We start from the raw sequence: 15,770 nt of genomic DNA, 5'->3' as shown, positions 1-15,770 counted from the left end.
GAGCACGGGGTCCTCCTTCGGGGTGGGTCAGAACGGCAGCGTCAGCGTCACCCCGACGCTGCGCGGGGGCGCGAGCGACACCAGCGCCGGCCCACCGAAGGGCAGCAGCGCGTTGTCGCTGGACAGTTGGGCGTTGTGGTCGAACAGGTTGCGCACGGAGAGGGCCAACTGCAGCGACGGGAACTCGATGCCGGCCTGCAGATCGGTCATCGCATACGCCGGCAGGCGGTACGGCGGCGACAGCGCGCTGCCCTCGAAGCCGCTGGTGCGCGCGCCCACATGGCGCTGCGTCAGGCCGGCATAGGCGGGGCGGCCTCCCAGCTGGAAGGCGTAGTGCGCCGACAGCGCCGCCGAGAAGCGCGCGCTGGACGGCAGGCGCGCGCCGGCCGCGGCGCCCAGGCCCGGTGCCTCCTCGCTGAGTCGGGCGTCGAGGTAGGCGGCATTGCCGCTCAGACTCCAGTGCGCGTCGGGGCGCCAGCTCAGCACCAGCTCCGCGCCGCGCAGCCGGGCCGCGCCGGCATTGACGATGGTGGAGATGCCGCGCACCGGCTTGAACTGCTGCAGGTCCTTCCAGCGGATGTCAAACACGGCCGCTTCCACGGACAAGCGCCGGTCCGCCAGCTCGGCCTTGTAGCCCGCCTCCAGGCTGGTGAGCGTGTCGTGGCGGAAGCGGTTGACGCCGGTGGGCTCGCCGCTCACCGGGTCATTCAGCACGGGGTTGGGGCCGCCGGGCCGGTAGCCGCTGGCGCCGCGCAGGTAGACGCTGCGGTCCGGGCCCAGCGCCTGGCGCGCGGTCAGCAGCCAGGTGCGGCTGGTGTCGCGGGACGCGCCCGGCAGCGTCTGGCTGCCGCCGGCCAACGGGCCCGAGGTGATCTGCGTAAAGTGCTGGCGGTTGCGCGCCACGCGCAACCCGCCCGTCAGCGCCAGGCCGCTGGCGCTCTTCCAGGTGAGGTCGCCATAGACGGCCATCTCCCTGTAGCGCGCCGGCAGCGCGGCCGTGAACAGCACCGGCCCGGGGCCGCCATCGGGCAGGATGCTGGGGGCCCGTTGGTCATTGCTGGACTTCTCGTCGGCCCAGTAGACGCCAAGCAGCCACTCCAGCCGCTTGTCCGACTTCGAGGTCAGGCGCAGCTCCTGCGTGGTCTTGGACAGGCCGACATCGCCGCTGACCGACACGCTGCGCAGCGCCAGGCCCTGGCTGGCCAGCAGGGGCACGTAGATCATCGTGATGTCGCTCAGCGCGCGGGCCGCGAGCTGTTGCCGCGAGCTGATCGAGTTGAGGCGGGCCCAGCCGAAGTCGTACTCGAGCTCGGCCGACAGCAGGTCGGTCCTGACCCGGTAGGGCTCGGGCTCGGAAAGGCGGCGCTGGCGGCCCGGATGCAGCGGCCGGCTGTCGGCGGCGCGGTACTCGACGAAGTCGTTGCCGTCGCGGCGGATCTTCTGCGTCGTGCCGGTCAGGCGCAGCTTCAGCCGGTTCGTCGGCGTGAGCAGCAGCGAGGCGCGCAGGCCGCGGGTGTCGCCGCGGTCATTGTTCGTGCGCCGCACCTGCGGACCGATGGCGTCGACCGTGCCGCCGAAGTGCTCGTTGGCGGCCGACAGCCGCAGCCCCGCGACGTCCTCCTTCAACGGCAGATTGATGACCGCGCCCGCGGTGTGGCCCAGGCCACCGCCGCGCGCGGCCGTCAGCCCCAGCGTGAGCTTGCCGGACCACTCGACGCTGTCCGGCTCGTGGGTCACGTACTTCAGCAGGCCGCCCATCGCGCCGGCACCGTACAGCGTGCCCTGCGGGCCGCGCAGCACCTCGATGTGCTTCAGGTCCAGCAAGCCCAGGTCCAGCGCCATCGACGCACCGCGTGCGAAGGGGCCGCTGGAGCCGAAGGCCACGTCGTCCACCACCACGCCGACCGTGGTGATGGTCTGCCGGCCCGTGGTGACGCCGCGGATGCTGATCGTGCCCATGCCCGCGCCGCCGGCGCTCTTGACGTCGACGCCGGCCTGGTCGGCCAGGTAGTCCTGCAGGCCGCGCGCACCGCTGCGGCTCAGCCGCTCGGCGCCCAGCACGCCGACCTGCATCGGCACCTCGCGCACTGGCTCACGGCGCCGGCTGGCGCTGACGACGACCGATTCGAGCCGCGCCCGGTCGGCATCCGAGGCGGGCGGCGAGGGCGGCGACGCGGGCTCTGGCGCCCCGTGGGGCGTCGCGGCCGTCGCGCTGGCCGCGTGCGGCGGAGCGATGTCCTGTGCCAGGCTGCAGTCCAGGCGGCCGTGGACCAGCGTCACGGCCACGGCGAAGGAACGCAGCATGCGCTGCTTCAGGGTATGCACATGGGCCTCCTGTGGGAGAGCCTGACGGGGCCGGCCGCCGTGTCGGCGATGCAGCTATGACGCACCCAGGCGGCGCGGCCCTCACAAGTACAAACCCCTAGGGGGCGCGCAGCCCCTTAGGCACCCGTCACCGGGTCAGGGTGCAAGCGGCATCGACACCTCCACGCGCAGTCCGCCCGACTCCCCGTCCGCGAGCCGGATCTGCCCCTCCAGCCGGCGCAGCACGGCGCGCACGATCGCCAGCCCCAGCCCGCTGCCGGGCTCGCGTTGGCTGGGATCTCGGTAGAAGCGGTCGAACACCCGTTCGCGCAGCGCCGGAGGAATGCCCGGCCCCTCGTCCTCGATCACCAGCAAGGCCAGGTCGCCCTGGCGGCGCAGGTCGACGCGGATCACGCCGCCCCGGGGGCCGTACTTGATGGCGTTCTCGACCAGGTTGTCCACCAGCGAGGCCAGCGCCGTGGGCGAGGCCAGCACGCGCAGCCCGGGCTCGGCCTCGACCTCAGCCTGCAGCTCGATCCCGGCCCCCTTCAAGGCCGCCAGAGGCGCCAGCGCGGCCAGCCTGTCCTGCAGAAGGCGCTCGAGCTCCACGCCTTCGGCGGCGTCGGCCTCGCTGGCTTCGCTGCGCATCAGGCTCAGCAATTGATTGACCACCCGCGTGGCCCGATGGCCGCTGCTGAGGATGCCGGCCATCAGCTGGCGCTCGCGGTCGTCGCGGGCCCGGCTGTCCAGGGCCTGCACGTTGACCATCATCGCGGCCAGCGGCGTGCGCAGCTCGTGCGCGGCATCGGCGACGAAGCAACGCTCGCGCTCCGAGCTGGCGGCGACGCGGAGCATCCAGCCGTTGATGGCGTCCACCATGATGGCCAGCTCCTGGTGGCTGTCGCGATAGCGCAGCGGCTGCAGCTCCTTCGGACCCCGTCGCTTGACCTCGCGCGCCACCTCCGTCCAGGGGCGCATCGCCAGGCGAATCGACACCCAGGCGGGGATGACCAGAAAGGGCAGGCAGGTCAGCAGGGGCATGAAATAGAAGCCGTCGGAATACACGGTGCGCAGCACATTCCAGCCATCGTCCGGCGCGAACATGGTGACCTGCGTGCCGGAGTCCGCCCGCAGGGTCCGGCTGCGGTACAGGGTGCCATCCAGCTGGACCGAGCTGACTTGGTCCGAGGGCTGAGGCGGCAGGGCAGACGGGGCATAGCGCGTCCGGTACACCACCTGACCATGCTGCACGACGACGAAGGTGGGCCAGCGCTCCGGCCTGCCGCCGTAGTCCTCGACGATGGTCTCGTGCATCTTGTCGAGCAGGCGCTGGCGCTTGTCGGGTGCCTGTTCCAGGTCGTCGGCCACGAGGTTGATCGCTTCGAACAGGCGCGTCGCTTCGAGCAGCAGAAAGGACCGGCCGCCCAGGCTGAGCAGGTAGGCGATGCCCAGCGTCCACATCAGCATCAGCAGCAGCATCTGCGCGATCAACAGCCGTCGGAGCAGGCTGGGGCGGACCACGGCACGCACCCCGCCTCCCACCCACCGAAAGCAGCGGCAGGTGCGGTCCCGTGCCTGCCCCCGCCATCCGGCCGGGGGCGAGGTCATTCCGCCCCCTGGTTGTCGATCACGAAGCCGATGCCGCGCACGGTGCGGATGACGCCGTCGCCGATCTTGCGGCGCAGGTTGGCCATGTGCACGTCCAGCGAGTTGCTGGCCAGGCTGGCGCCCCCCGGCAACACCGAGTCTTCCAGCGTGCGCCGCGTGACGATGCGGTTCGCGCGCATCATCAGCAGGCGCAGCACTTCGTACTCGCTGGCGGTCAGTTCGACGGCGCGTCCCTGCACCGTGACGCGGCGGGTCGGCGTGTGCAGCTGCAGGCCACGGAGCACCAGCAGCTCGCCTTCGAAGCCGTAGCTGCGCCGGGCCAGCGAGCGGATCCGGGACACCAGTTCGGCCACTTCGAACGGCTTCACCAGGTAGTCATCCGCCCCGGCATCCAAGCCGTGGACCTTGTCCGTCAAGGCCTCCCGTGCGCTCAGGATCAGCACGGGCAGCGCGCCATGGTCGCGCCGGATGCGCGCCAGCAGGTGCAGGCCATCGCCATCGGGCAGGCCCAGATCCAGCAGCACCAGGTCGCAGGGCTGCTCCTTGAGGTGGCGTGCCGCGGCGTCGATGTGGCGTGTCCACACGACCTCGAACCCGCGGTCGTTCAGCGCGATGCGCACGCCATTGCCGAGGTCCAGGTCGTCTTCGATGAGCAAGATCTTCATGGCCTCCATTGGACCAGCGCGGGCGCAATGAAAGCGGCGCCGCGACGGGCGCTTCATGCGTTCTTCATGGATTGCCTAAGCCCGCTTCATTGGGGCTTTCGACACTGCGTGGGCGGTCCAGCCTGCTGCCGGCCCGCATTGCACAGGACTACCACAGTGAATGAATCGAACCTGCCGAGGACGGATGCCCGCGGCTCCGCCGCGCGAACGCGCCACCGCCTGCCCGCGCCGCTGGTCTACGCCTTGATCTGCCTTTTGAGCGCCTGCGCGGCCACCGTGGACCCCATCACCACCCCTCGGGGCCGCACGGGCTTTGTCGTGACCTGCGACAGCCCGCAGGGCTGGCCCGCCTGCTATCGCGCCGCGGAAGAAGCCTGCGAGGGCCGCTACCGCGTCATCGATCGCAGCGAGCGGGCCAAGCGCCTGGTGACCGAATGCGACCGGCACGGACGCTACGAGTGAGCCTCCACGCACGCCTTCAGGAAGCCTTTGGCATCCCGCCTTTCCTCTGACTTCAAGACCATGAAACGAATCTCTTCGCCGTCGCATCGCGTCCCCACGGCCGCCCTGCCCATGACCCTGGCCCTGGCTCTGCTGGCCACCGCCGGGCCCGTCCGCGCGGACGAGGCGGCGCCGGCCGCGGACTCCCCGCTCGTCACCAAGGCGCCAAGGACCGCGCCCGCCGCCGCGTCGTTCACCGTGGGCCTGGGCGCCGCCGTGTCGACCCGCTACAGCGGCTCCAACGAGACGGTGGCCCTGCCGCTGCTGGTGCTCGACTACGTCCGGCCGGACGGCTTCTTCGCCAGCACGCTGCGGGGTCTGGGCTATGCCGGATCGGCCGGCCAGCTTTTCTACAGCGTGGCCCTTGGCTATCGCGTGCCGCGGCATGAGAAGCCGCGTGGCCCGGCCGGCTTCGGCACCGGCAGCCGATACCTCCACGGCATGGGCGACGTCAAAGGCAGCGCCACCGCCCTGGCGTTGGTGGGCTACAGCGTGCAGCCCTGGCTGGACCTGGTCGCCTATACCGAGCAGCCCCTGAGCGCGCGCGGCAACGGGGCACGATATGGGCTGGATGCCAGCGCCAAGGTGCTGCAGGCGGCGCAGGACACGACGACCCTGTCGGCTTCGCTCAGCGCCGGCGATGGCAGATACATGCAGACCTACCATGGCGTGAGCCCGATGCAGGCCGCGAACGCCGGCTATGCCGCCTTCGCGCCCAAGGCCGGCGTGTATCAGCTGGAGGCGACGCTGAGCCACCAGCACCGCTTCTCCAATGCCTGGAGCCTGACCGGGCAACTCGGCGTCCAGCGCCTGCAGGGCGACGCGGCGAAAAGCCCGCTGACGCGCCGGACCACGCAGCCGGTGGCCGCCGTCTATGCGAGCTACGCGTTCTGAGCGCCGCCCCCGCCCCGGCCTTGGGCGACGCGCTCAGGCATTCGGGCAGACCTGGGTCACGCTGCGGACGCGCTGGCGCCGCGTGGGCAGCGCGTCCTTCTTCAGGGTCCAGCTGCCATCGACCAGCACCTCGTAGGCCGAGAACCGGAAGGGGAGCACATGCTGGTCCAGCGGATTGGGGCTGGACATCAGATGGAAGTGCAGATGCGGGGCGTTGGACTGCCCGCTGTCGCCGACCTGGGCCACGGGCTGCAAGGCCTCCACCATATCGCCGGGTTGAACAAGCAGGGATCCCTGGCGTGCGTGCGCGAGGAAGGCATAGACGCCCGCATGCTCCAGCGACTCGATCACCAGATGGTTGCCGGCGAACTCCCGGATGTCGGTGTTGGGGTCCGCCAGCAGGCGTTCCAGCCGGCGTCTCTCGGCCGGCGACAGGGCGGACCGCAGCACGGAAAGGACCTTCAGCAGATAGGCCCGCGGCACCTCGGGCACGCCGTCCACCGCGAGGGCCACTCTCCCCTTGAAGGGGCTCAGGATGGGCTGACCCCAGCCCAGGTGGTGTTGATACGGGACGGCCGTCAGCAACTCGCGCCACAGCGATTGGTCGGTGGCTTTCAGCCGCTTGTCCAGGCGCAGGAAATCAAACGCCAGTTCATGGCCCGGTTCGGTGCCATCGGCACCCACGAACCACTCCCCGGTCAGCGGGAAATCAACGGTCAGAGGTGTTGTCGTCATGTTGTTGTCGGCCCAGGTCGGGCGCTGTGATGCAGGGCATGCCGCCGCCGCTGGGTATGACTCCCCGGGGCGCCGCTTCCCCCATAGGGGCAAACCAGGGCTCGTGCCGCCGGCGCGGTGGCTAGGGCGCCGGCTGGCTCAGCACCCAGGCGTCGCCGACGCGCTGCACGCGCAGGCCGAAGCCTTTCTCCAGGCTGCGCAGGAAGACCAGGGTGTCGCGCGTGGAGAACGATCCCGAGACCTGCATGGCGCCCAGTTCTGCGCTGCCCAACCGGATCGGCACGGCGCTGTAGCGGTTGACCTCTTCCAGCGCATCGGCCAACGGGCTGCGGTCGAACTCGAGGCGGCCCTGCTGCCACGCGAGCTTGCGCCCTAGGGCCTGGGGCTGCGACAGCGCCACCAGCATCTGCTCGGGCGCGCTGATGGCGACCTGGCCGGCGCCCAGGCGTATGGGCTGGGGCGCGGGCGGCCCCATCACCTCGTCCGGGTGTTGTTCGTCCGTCGCGTCTTCCGGGCCGGACTCGGGGGTCTTGGACACCTCCACCACGCCCTCGTACACCGTGACCTCGACGCGCCCGCCCTCGCGCCGCTGCACCAGAAAGCGCGTGCCCACCGCGCGCACCACGGTGTCGCCGACCACCACCTCGAAGGGCCGGGTCTTGTCCTTCGCCACATCGAACAGAACTTCGCCGCGTTCCAGCAGCACGCGGCGGTGGGTCGCGCTGTAGGCCACGCGCAGCGCGGACGCGGCATTCAGCTCCGTGCGCGAACCATCCGGCAGGGCCACCGGCGCCGGCCGACCCACCGGCGTGCTGTGCAGCACGGCCAGCTCCGGCGCATGACCGGTCGGCAGTGGGGGCAGGCCGCGCCACAGCGTCGCCGCCAGCGCGACGGCCCCCACCGAGGCCAGCGCCCAGACCGTCGGCCGCGGCCGTGTGCGGCCCCAGTGCAGCATCGGCCGCGAGCGGCTCCCGGGGAGCATCGGCCGAGGCGAGTCCCGGCGTGCAGCGGCGGGCTGCGGGAAACGCGCACGGCTGGCCGTGGCCCACAGCAGCGCGTGCCGGTCCAGCAGGCGCGGGTGCTCGGGGTCCTGGGCCAGCCAGTCCTGCAACTGGCGCCGTTCGTCCGCGTCCAGCGGACCGGCGTCAATGCGCATCACCCAGCGGCACGCTTCAGCCTCGGCTTCCGCCCGAGGCGACCGTCCGAAGCTCATCACCTTGCCGTTCATGCCCGCTTCTCCTTCGTGTGCTCGGGAGGCCGCCGCGCCGCGCGCCGTCCACCGTCTTCGCAATCGGCCAGGGCCTCGTGGCACAGCTGCAGCGCCCGCGTGATGTGGCGTTCCACCGTCTTGGTGGAGATGTTCAGGCGTTCGCCGATCTCGGCATGCGACAGGTTGTCGATCTTGCGCAGGCGGAACACCTCCAGGCATTTGGGCGCCATGCGCTGCATGGCCAATTCAACGGCCCCGATGTACTGACGCTCCTGCAGCTGCGCCTCGGGGTTGGCACCGGGGGCGATCACGCCCAGCGCATCCAGGTCGGCGATGGTGTCGGTGGCGCGCGTGGTGCGCTTGCGCAGCTCGCTGAGCGCCAGGTTGCGCGCCACCGTGTACAGCAAGGCCTCGCTCACCGGCGTCTGGCCGCCCAGCTCGGCGGCGTAGACGCGCAGAAAGGCCTCTTGCGAAACGTCGGCCGCGTCAGCGCTGTTGCCCAGCAGCCGACGGACGTAGCGCTCCAACGCCTTGCTGCGGCGCTGATACATCTCGATCAGATTCATGCAGGGGGTGGCCTCGGCGCATCGCGCAGCCGGAAACGACACGCCCCGGACCTGCGGATGATGAATGCACGACGCGCGAGCTCGCGACATCCCCCATAGTCGTAACGAAAAACAGTGACATAGCCGTCTCAAGCCGGCCGTGCGGCGCCCGCGAAGCGGTCCGGCAGGAAGGGTGCCGCATCCACGGCCGGTGCCTGGCCCGCCATCAGGTCCGCCAGCAGCCGCGCGCTGGCCGGGCCCAGCGTGAAGCCCTGATGGCCATGCGCGAAGTTGAACCACAGCCCCGGGTGGCGGGGCGCCGCGCCGATGATGGGCTTCATGTCCGCGCTGCAGGGCCGGGCGCCCAGCCAGGGCTGCGCCTCGACGGACACGCCGAGGTCCAGCAGGCGGCGCGCCTCGGCCTCGGCCGCGTCGATCTGAGCGCGCCGGGGCGGGGCGTCGAGACGCGCGATCTCGGCCCCGGTGGTCAGGCGCAGGCCGCGGCTCTGCGGCGTCAGCACATAGCCGCGTTCGGCATCCAGCGTGGGCAGCGCCACCGTGGCGCCGTCGCGGAAGTGGCGGTGGTAGCCGCGCTTGGGAAAGAGCGGCAGGCGGTAGCCGAAGCGGCGCACGCAGGCGTCCGACCACGGCCCCAGCGCCACCACCACCTGCGCGGCGTCCAGCGGACCGTCCTGCGTGGCGACCTGCCAGCCGTGGCGGGTCTGGCGCAGGCTCATGGCGTCGCCCGCCACATAGCGCCCGCCCGACTGTTCGAACAGCAGCGCATAGCGCTGCACCAGCGCGCCGGGGTCGGTGACGCTCCAGGAATCCAGCCAATGCACCGCGCCAGCCAGCGGCAGGCGCAGCGCCGGTTCGGCCGCGGCCAGCGCAGGGCCGTCCAGCGCGGCGAACGCGATGCCATGCGCGCGCCGCAGGCCTTCGGCGCGCGCCACGGCGGCCTCCAACACCCGTGGCTGTCGGTAGATCAAGCGCAGGCCCTGGCGGCGCACCAGCGCCTCGGCGCCGGCCAGGCGCAGATAGTGCTCATGCGCCGAGGTGGCCTGCGCGATCAGCGAGGCATAGTCGCGGCTGATCGCCTGATGGCGGCGCGGCGCCGAATGCCACCAGTAGCGCAGCAGCTGCGGCCAGGCGCTCCACAGGCCGGCCGCCTGCCAGCGGATGTCCAGCCGGCGGCCCCGGGCGGCGCTCAGCAGCGTGGGCAGGTCGCGCGGGAAGGCATAGGGCTCCACCGCTTCGCGCTGGATCACGCCGGCATTGCCATACGAGGTCTCGCAGCCCGGCGCCCGGCGGTCGATCAACGTGACCGGGTGGCCGCGCAGCGCCAGCTCCAGTGCCGTGCAGGTCCCCACCATGCCCGCGCCCAACACGATGGTCTCGCGTCCAGAACCAGCGCCCCTCATCGCTTCTCCTCTCTCCTGTTGCGGCCGGCGCCATGGCCCGCCACGAGACAGGACGAGCGGGCGGGGGGTATCCCTCATCGGGTAATCCCGGATTAGTTCCGCGGTTCGGCGCACGGACTTGCCTCGCGTGGATGTCGGTTTTCACTGAACATTGAACACCCTGGCCAGCTCGATCAGCCACTTACAACTGATCCGCTCGGCCAAGGCTGACCCCGCGTTTCACTGAACTTTGAACTTTCGGCCGTTCGATTCGCTGAAGATTGAACTTTCGCTTCGCCCCCGCATTGCGGGTTGGCAAGCTGGGCGGGAATGGCAGGCACTGAGGTCGACAGAGGACTTTCGCGGGGCACGGATTTTCTGGTGCTGGCAGGCCTAATGCCTGTTCGAGATCAACCATGCGCGCTAACGGTCAGTTGTGGGCTCCAGCGGCGAATCGGAGCCAAAGCAGCCCGATCATGAGTAGTGCCAGCAGGGAAATGGAACACGCTGCAACCAGACGCCAAAGGAGTAGGCTCTCCCCCGCTGCCGCGTTGGCCGCCCTCATCTGCCCCTTCTCCGTGTTCACCTTCTGAAGCTCTCGATCCTTCTGCGCTACCAGCTCCTTCAGCTGATTGGCATCCGTCTGGCGCCCTGCGCTGATCAGGCGCTCGGTAGCCAATTCTTTGCGCACTCCGGAGACCTGGCCCCTCGCCTCCTCAAGTTCCTTCTCAACGGAAGACTTCTCCATCCTTGCTTGGCCTAGGGACTTCAAAAGGCTTTTGTTCTCGCTCAGAAGGTATTCCCTCGACTTGGGATCGCTCAACATCTTTCCCCCTATCCATCCAGAAAAGAGCCTCTTGAGCCATTCCACATGCTGGTCCATGTCAGCTCTAGTGGCGACGTTCTCTGCAACGTTGAACTGCAGCTTTTCTGTCACTCGCATCTCGAACATCGCCAACCCAGCGTTAAAGAAGTCCTTCGCCTTCGTTTCTCCCGTCGCGTGCGTGTGCCAGACTTCCACGTGGAGGACGCCGCCCCATTTCATCTCGTGCTCGCAATCGGACTCGAATCGGAAGGACACGTCTGGCCGGTAGCGGTTTTCGCCGATGACCACATCCGTCTCAGAGGAACTTTCCAGAATGCGGATCGAAATCTCGCGGCCGCCCACTCGGAGCGTCGTGCCCGTTAACTCGCTGATCGCGCGCTTGCACAAAGCATGTGACAACGTTTCGCGTGCCCCTTCGCCCTCCCGGTCCGAGTCTTCAGACCGGAAGTAGAAGTGCCCCCCTTTGCCACCTGGGTTGGTGCGCTGGAACATGACCTCTCTACGACCGGGGTCACCGTCGCTGTAGAACTTGGGAGAAGTCCACCCGCGGCCAATGAGTCGCCGTGCGGCTTTGTTGGCCTCGATGTCGGCAGCGAACACGATGTTGTTGCAATAGGGCGTTTCGTAAGCCCAGAACTTCATGTGGACTCCCCCTTTTCCACGCTCTCAGGGGAGGCAACAGCGGCTCTCTCAAGAAGAAAGAGCTGATTCAGCACCAGAAACTCTGCGAGCTGCTCCGATCTCGACTCATTGAGATGCCTGTGAGCGCGAGGATTGCGAAACGCCTGATATGCACCTGTGAAGAGCTGAGCACGACCAGTCTGCTCCCCCCTATCGATTAGCTCCAACGGCTGAGGCCGCTCAAGCTCATTTAGCGACTCGGCTCCCTTGAGCATCGCCAACAGACGGGCGTTCTCATCCACTTCCTCGAGCCACACCAATGCGGGCTTGTCGCCCGCAAAGGCGATCGAGAACAGCCTTGTGCCGTGCTCTCTTGACTTAAGTCGCTCTCGAATGCGGTCTTCGAGACGCCTAAAGCCGTCCAAGATTGCGCGGTCCGGGCTCTCGGAGAACCGCACGGCCAGATCATTCAAGCGCTCGTCGATCACATGCCATGGCATGACCTCGGGGAACTGTTGCCATGTCGAGCTCTCGACATCCTTGTCTTCAAAGATGCCATAGATGTAGTCGTACCAACTTGTAGGCCTGACCGGCTCGCTGGCTTTGATGAAATCGAGATCGGCTTTGGTCAATGCGGACAGTTCAAGGCGCTCCAGCAAATCTGCAGAGACTCTAACCTCCTCGATCTCGATGTCGGCTGCCATAAGGGCGCGTAGTGCGTCGGCCAAAGCCGTTGGACCTTCCCCTCGATATCCAGAACTGAGGCCACTCTTGATGGCGACATCTCCGTCCTGCTCCGAGCACAGCAAAAATGCGTGTCCGTGATCTACGGTCAACAGAAGTGCCAGGTCCGGTCGCTCGCCGAACTGCAGAATCCGACGAATAGCGTCAAGGCAGCTTCGCGATATGCCGCTCAAGCCGTGGTACTGAATAGCGGCAAGCTCGCTGAAGCGAACCTTTCCAAGGTCACCGAACATATGTTTCTCTGAGAGAACGAGGCATCGGACGCCTCGACACCAATCGCATTACCGCGACTCGACATGATGTGCCTGACAAGCTCGGCACCGGCGCTAAAGCTCCGCTTGAAGGCGGGCATCCCGATAGCGCCGAACAACGATGTTCTTCGGTGATGAGCAATACAAGATGATCTTCCCGGTAGGTGCCACGTAGCACTTGGCGGCGACCAGAACATGCGCGCCTTCGAGGTCATCAAGGTCTTCAATATTGAATGTGCTCAAGAATTCTTCAGCGATGTCTTGAAAGATCGCAACACTGACGCCCTGGTAGCGGTCTGAGGAGTTCAACCAGACCTTGCCATCGGCCGTTCTTCCTGCGGTTGCAATCGGCCCCCAGAACAGTTGAGTTTCCCCGTTATGAGCCGGGCGAACCTCATCGAAGGCCGCGACAACATCCCGCGCTTCGCCGCGAACGAGGGTGCTTTTCTCGTCCCTATACAAGGCGATCCGACGGCGGGAAGTTCGGAAGTCCGGGCTTTGAATTAGCCTCAAGAGAATTCGGCGGAGCGTGAAGTGTTGTGCAGACTCACGGCCTTGGCCTGGAATGGCGAAGGTGCGCCCACCACCGCCGGCACCAGGCATTGGAGGCGTCTGCACCTCCGTAACGTCAACAGCCGTTCCGCGCTCCTGGTCCAGTCGAACAACGATGTCATCGCCGGCCTCGACTTCCTCCTCAGCGCTACTCGGCTCACCACGTCGATCATCGACCACGACATAGTTGACCTTTAGGTCGCAGTCGTCCCTATGGTGAGCGCAGAAGTGGGCAGGGTGGCCGTGAGTGCTCTCCTTCCTGAACCAGGCGAACTCATCACACTGGACACAAGAGAGGCTCCGCCGCTTGGCGTCCAGTTCCGCAGCGGGCAGAGCAGCGAATCTTTCTGCCTCCCAGACCTCTCCATCAACTGCGCATCTTGCGTGCTGCATATCTCTCCCTTTCTATCTGGTCTCGCCATTCAAGCCAAGTCGCAACAGGCGATGAACGTACCGGTGACAGTTGGCGCAAAGACATTGCAAGTCCTCCAGCTTGGTCAGATGGTCTGCTGGCATGTCACTCACCTGAACAAGCGCATGGTGCACTTCGATGCATGCTTCCCCATGCTCCGAGCCGAAAATGGTGATCGGGTCAGCTTTGCATCTTTCGCAGAAGAGTCGGCCATGCTGCTTGATGAAGGCCGCCTTCTTTGCTCGAGCCGCCGCAGGCCTGCGCTCTCGGCCTACATGCCGTTTGAACGTACTTGAGCCTTCAGTCCAGCTTTCCTCGGCGCCTTCCATGCTGAGGTCCAAATCTTCTTTGGGCTGCTCACCCTTCGGGACCACTCTGTAGCCCGCATCTCTCAGAAGCCGGAAGCACAAGGAGCCATCGCCACCTGCGAAGTGCTTAGGCACGATTGCTCGATTGGTCGCAAGAGAAAGCGCCAACCCGAACACGGCCTTGGGTGCAAGGCGTTGGCCCTCGTCGGTGATGAGGTCGTAATCGGTGGACTCCCCGAACTCATGCGCAGCACCGCTCAAAGCCGCCGCGACCCCAGCAAAGATGAAATCGGGGGTGACTTGCCTCAGCACCTCAGCAGGAAGCCGCTCCAAGCTTCGGCGGTCATTTGGCACAGCTGCTCTAGCGCCCGAGGCGCTTAGTGCATCCTCTAGCAGCTGGGCAGAGGCTGGCGATAGTCGCCGCACCTTCCGCATGGCATTGCGCTCCACATGACCAGGTCGATGCTGATCCATAGCCACCCTGTCTGCGCCACCCTGAAAGCGCAAGCTGTCCACGATCGCCAGTGGTAGCTCTCGAATCGCAAACTCGGTCGCCGTGCCCGCTGCGGGCCACAGGTACTCTTTAGCGTCCCAGGAGACACCCGGCGGCACACCTTCTGCGGCGGCGCTCACCTGGTCGACCGTAAATGCCCCCAGCAAGCGCAGCACGCCGCCCGCGATGTTGGTCACATAGATGCGGTCGCCCTTTCTGATCCGTCCGGTGAAGTCGGCTCCCCCGGCGCCCATGAGCCGTTTGCCTGCCTCATAGCTCCGCCAACCCTGTGCTCCCCAGTAAATCGTGAATGCGTTCGCCAAAATCCCTCCCCTGGCCGCCATGGTTCCGCGGCAACGCCCGTCGCACGGGGCCGCAACATGATCGAACGCTGTGCGACCCATCGGCTCCACATACTCATGCTTGCCTAGCGTGACGGGACCTTTTCAAACTCAAGTCGCACACAGCGTCCAGCGTGCAAAGCACGTTAACGAGCTACGTCGGCTCAAATTTCAGCTTTCGCTGCAGGGCTTTCTTGAAAGTTGGGAGGGACGGGCAGCCGGCGGCATGTATAGCCCTGTGGCAGTTACTGCATAGAACCGCGAAGTGCTCGCCCGTTGGGCTCAGCTCGACACCTTCATCGGCGACCGTCGAAATCGGCACTAAGTGGTGCGCTTCAATGTATTGCGCCATAGAGCGACCGTACATGTCGCCGAACTTGAATTCACAAGCAGAGCATGCATACCCAAGGTTCTTCTTCACATCAGCGATCAGCTTGGAGTTGCGCTTCCTGGTTTCGAACCTTTTGTGCTCCAGGACCTGTTTTGCTCCATCCACCGTCCCCTTGGGCAGCTCGCCCGTCTGCTTCAGGCCTAGCAGGTCATCATCTTGTTGAGCGAACTCGAGGCCGCCCTTGCGCACAAGGTCGGCATAGATGTTCAGCATGCCGACGAGGTCACTAGAAAGCTCTTGGTCCGTGTGCATGCCATCAATTTCGTAGCGCTTGCCGAATGCAACGGCAATGGACCACGGATCACGGCCCGCGTCTGGGGTGCTAGCCACTGCGGCTTTGCGTAGAGTGTCGAAGCGGCCTGCACTGAAGCCCATATCTGCCCAGCCAGTTGCATGGTTGCGCAGAAGCTCAGCACGTCGCGCCAGTTCTACAAGCGCGGCCTTCTTTCCGACGGCCTCCTCCAGGCTTGCCGCGCCCTGGCCCATGACTAGGCAAACGGTCTTGAAGCCGGGCTCGAATAGGTAGACCGGGTAGAAGCCCGCCTTGGCCGATCTCGTAACGTCGGGATGGAAGATAGCCAGCCATGGCGCGGCATTCCACGCTCCAATGCCTGCGCTCGAACTGAGCAAGAAGGGGGTCAGCGCGGAAGGGGCGACGATGGCACGTAATTCGTCCTGCCAATCTCGCTCGATCTTCTTTGCCAACGGATGCGCTTTGAGGCTCTCCGTCTTTGCCTTAGGAAAGCCTTGTGCGATTTCTACGGTGACAGCCGCAAAGCTCATTTTCTCCCTCATGCCTTGTTGTAGTGCTGAGCACGATTAGCCCATTTTGTTACAAGTGCAACGGCGGCAGCATGAGTGGATGCGTGAGAAATTCCGCACTCACACCTTCCGTCGGAGGCGCAATGGTTGCGGAACCGTTATGCGAGGGTTTCCGAGCGGGAACTGGCGCGGATAGAGAGTGGTGCT

14 protein-coding genes are annotated in these 15,770 nt (G+C 66.6%); 2 read left to right on the top strand and 12 right to left on the bottom strand.

Features of this window, described 5'->3' with window-relative positions; genetic code table 11:
* Positions 1-27 precede the first annotated feature (27 nt).
* The 3 genes from LZ017_RS08170 to LZ017_RS08160 all read right to left on the bottom strand — a co-directional run bounded on the left by LZ017_RS08170 (position 28) and on the right by LZ017_RS08160 (position 4,577).
* The gene (locus LZ017_RS08170) at positions 28-2,325 is read right to left on the bottom strand and encodes a TonB-dependent receptor (protein WP_241396125.1); all 2,298 of its coding nucleotides are present in this window, start codon (positions 2,323-2,325) and stop codon (positions 28-30) included.
* 135 nt (positions 2,326-2,460) lie between these two features.
* Positions 2,461-3,834: a HAMP domain-containing sensor histidine kinase gene (locus tag LZ017_RS22250; RefSeq protein WP_241396124.1), complete on the bottom strand. Its 1,374-nt coding sequence runs from the start codon at positions 3,832-3,834 to the stop codon at positions 2,461-2,463.
* Between the two features lie 74 nt (positions 3,835-3,908).
* Complete coding sequence (locus LZ017_RS08160) at positions 3,909-4,577, bottom strand: response regulator (RefSeq protein WP_241396123.1); 669 nt, start codon at positions 4,575-4,577, stop codon at positions 3,909-3,911.
* A gap of 156 nt (positions 4,578-4,733) precedes the next feature.
* Between LZ017_RS08160 and LZ017_RS08155 the strand changes: the two genes are divergently transcribed.
* Both LZ017_RS08155 and LZ017_RS08150 read left to right on the top strand, forming a co-directional pair.
* Positions 4,734-5,039 carry a hypothetical protein gene (locus LZ017_RS08155; protein WP_241396122.1) on the top strand — a complete coding sequence of 102 codons (306 nt, stop codon included), beginning with the start codon at positions 4,734-4,736 and terminating at the stop codon, positions 5,037-5,039.
* A gap of 60 nt (positions 5,040-5,099) precedes the next feature.
* Positions 5,100-5,972 carry a MipA/OmpV family protein gene (locus tag LZ017_RS08150; protein WP_241396121.1) on the top strand — a complete coding sequence of 291 codons (873 nt, stop codon included), beginning with the start codon at positions 5,100-5,102 and terminating at the stop codon, positions 5,970-5,972.
* Positions 5,973-6,005: 33 nt separating this feature from the next.
* On the opposite strand, the gene LZ017_RS08145 is transcribed toward LZ017_RS08150, so the two are convergent.
* The 9 genes from LZ017_RS08145 to LZ017_RS08105 form a co-directional block, all read right to left on the bottom strand.
* Positions 6,006-6,707 carry a M23 family metallopeptidase gene (locus tag LZ017_RS08145; protein WP_241396120.1) on the bottom strand — a complete coding sequence of 234 codons (702 nt, stop codon included), beginning with the start codon at positions 6,705-6,707 and terminating at the stop codon, positions 6,006-6,008.
* 121 nt (positions 6,708-6,828) lie between these two features.
* Positions 6,829-7,935, bottom strand: a complete 1,107-nt coding sequence (locus LZ017_RS08140) for a FecR domain-containing protein (RefSeq protein WP_241396119.1) — start codon at positions 7,933-7,935, stop codon at positions 6,829-6,831.
* Positions 7,932-8,483, bottom strand: a complete 552-nt coding sequence (locus LZ017_RS08135; protein WP_241396118.1) for an RNA polymerase sigma factor — start codon at positions 8,481-8,483, stop codon at positions 7,932-7,934. Before LZ017_RS08135 ends, LZ017_RS08140 begins: the two co-directional genes overlap by 4 nt.
* 128 nt (positions 8,484-8,611) lie before the next feature.
* The gene (locus LZ017_RS08130) at positions 8,612-9,883 is read right to left on the bottom strand and encodes an FAD-binding oxidoreductase (RefSeq protein WP_241396117.1); all 1,272 of its coding nucleotides are present in this window, start codon (positions 9,881-9,883) and stop codon (positions 8,612-8,614) included.
* 409 nt (positions 9,884-10,292) lie between these two features.
* Positions 10,293-11,330, bottom strand: a complete 1,038-nt coding sequence (locus tag LZ017_RS08125) for a hypothetical protein (RefSeq protein ID WP_241396116.1) — start codon at positions 11,328-11,330, stop codon at positions 10,293-10,295.
* Complete coding sequence (locus tag LZ017_RS08120; RefSeq protein WP_241396115.1) at positions 11,327-12,286, bottom strand: TIGR02391 family protein; 960 nt, start codon at positions 12,284-12,286, stop codon at positions 11,327-11,329. Before LZ017_RS08120 ends, LZ017_RS08125 begins: the two co-directional genes overlap by 4 nt.
* A gap of 93 nt (positions 12,287-12,379) precedes the next feature.
* Positions 12,380-13,036 carry a hypothetical protein gene (locus tag LZ017_RS08115; protein ID WP_241396114.1) on the bottom strand — a complete coding sequence of 219 codons (657 nt, stop codon included), beginning with the start codon at positions 13,034-13,036 and terminating at the stop codon, positions 12,380-12,382.
* Between the two features lie 225 nt (positions 13,037-13,261).
* Positions 13,262-14,266 carry a hypothetical protein gene (locus LZ017_RS08110; protein WP_241396113.1) on the bottom strand — a complete coding sequence of 335 codons (1,005 nt, stop codon included), beginning with the start codon at positions 14,264-14,266 and terminating at the stop codon, positions 13,262-13,264.
* A gap of 298 nt (positions 14,267-14,564) precedes the next feature.
* Positions 14,565-15,584 (bottom strand): MrcB family domain-containing protein, encoded by a 1,020-nt coding sequence (locus LZ017_RS08105; protein WP_241396112.1) that lies wholly within the window; start codon positions 15,582-15,584, stop codon positions 14,565-14,567.
* Between the last annotated feature and the right edge of the window lie 186 nt (positions 15,585-15,770).

Origin of the sequence: Pelomonas sp. CA6, from assembly GCF_022549225.1 — a bacterium.
In the GTDB taxonomy this organism is placed as follows: Bacteria; Pseudomonadota; Gammaproteobacteria; order Burkholderiales; family Burkholderiaceae_C; genus Roseateles.
This window is presented reverse-complemented; position numbering and strand designations above follow the sequence as displayed.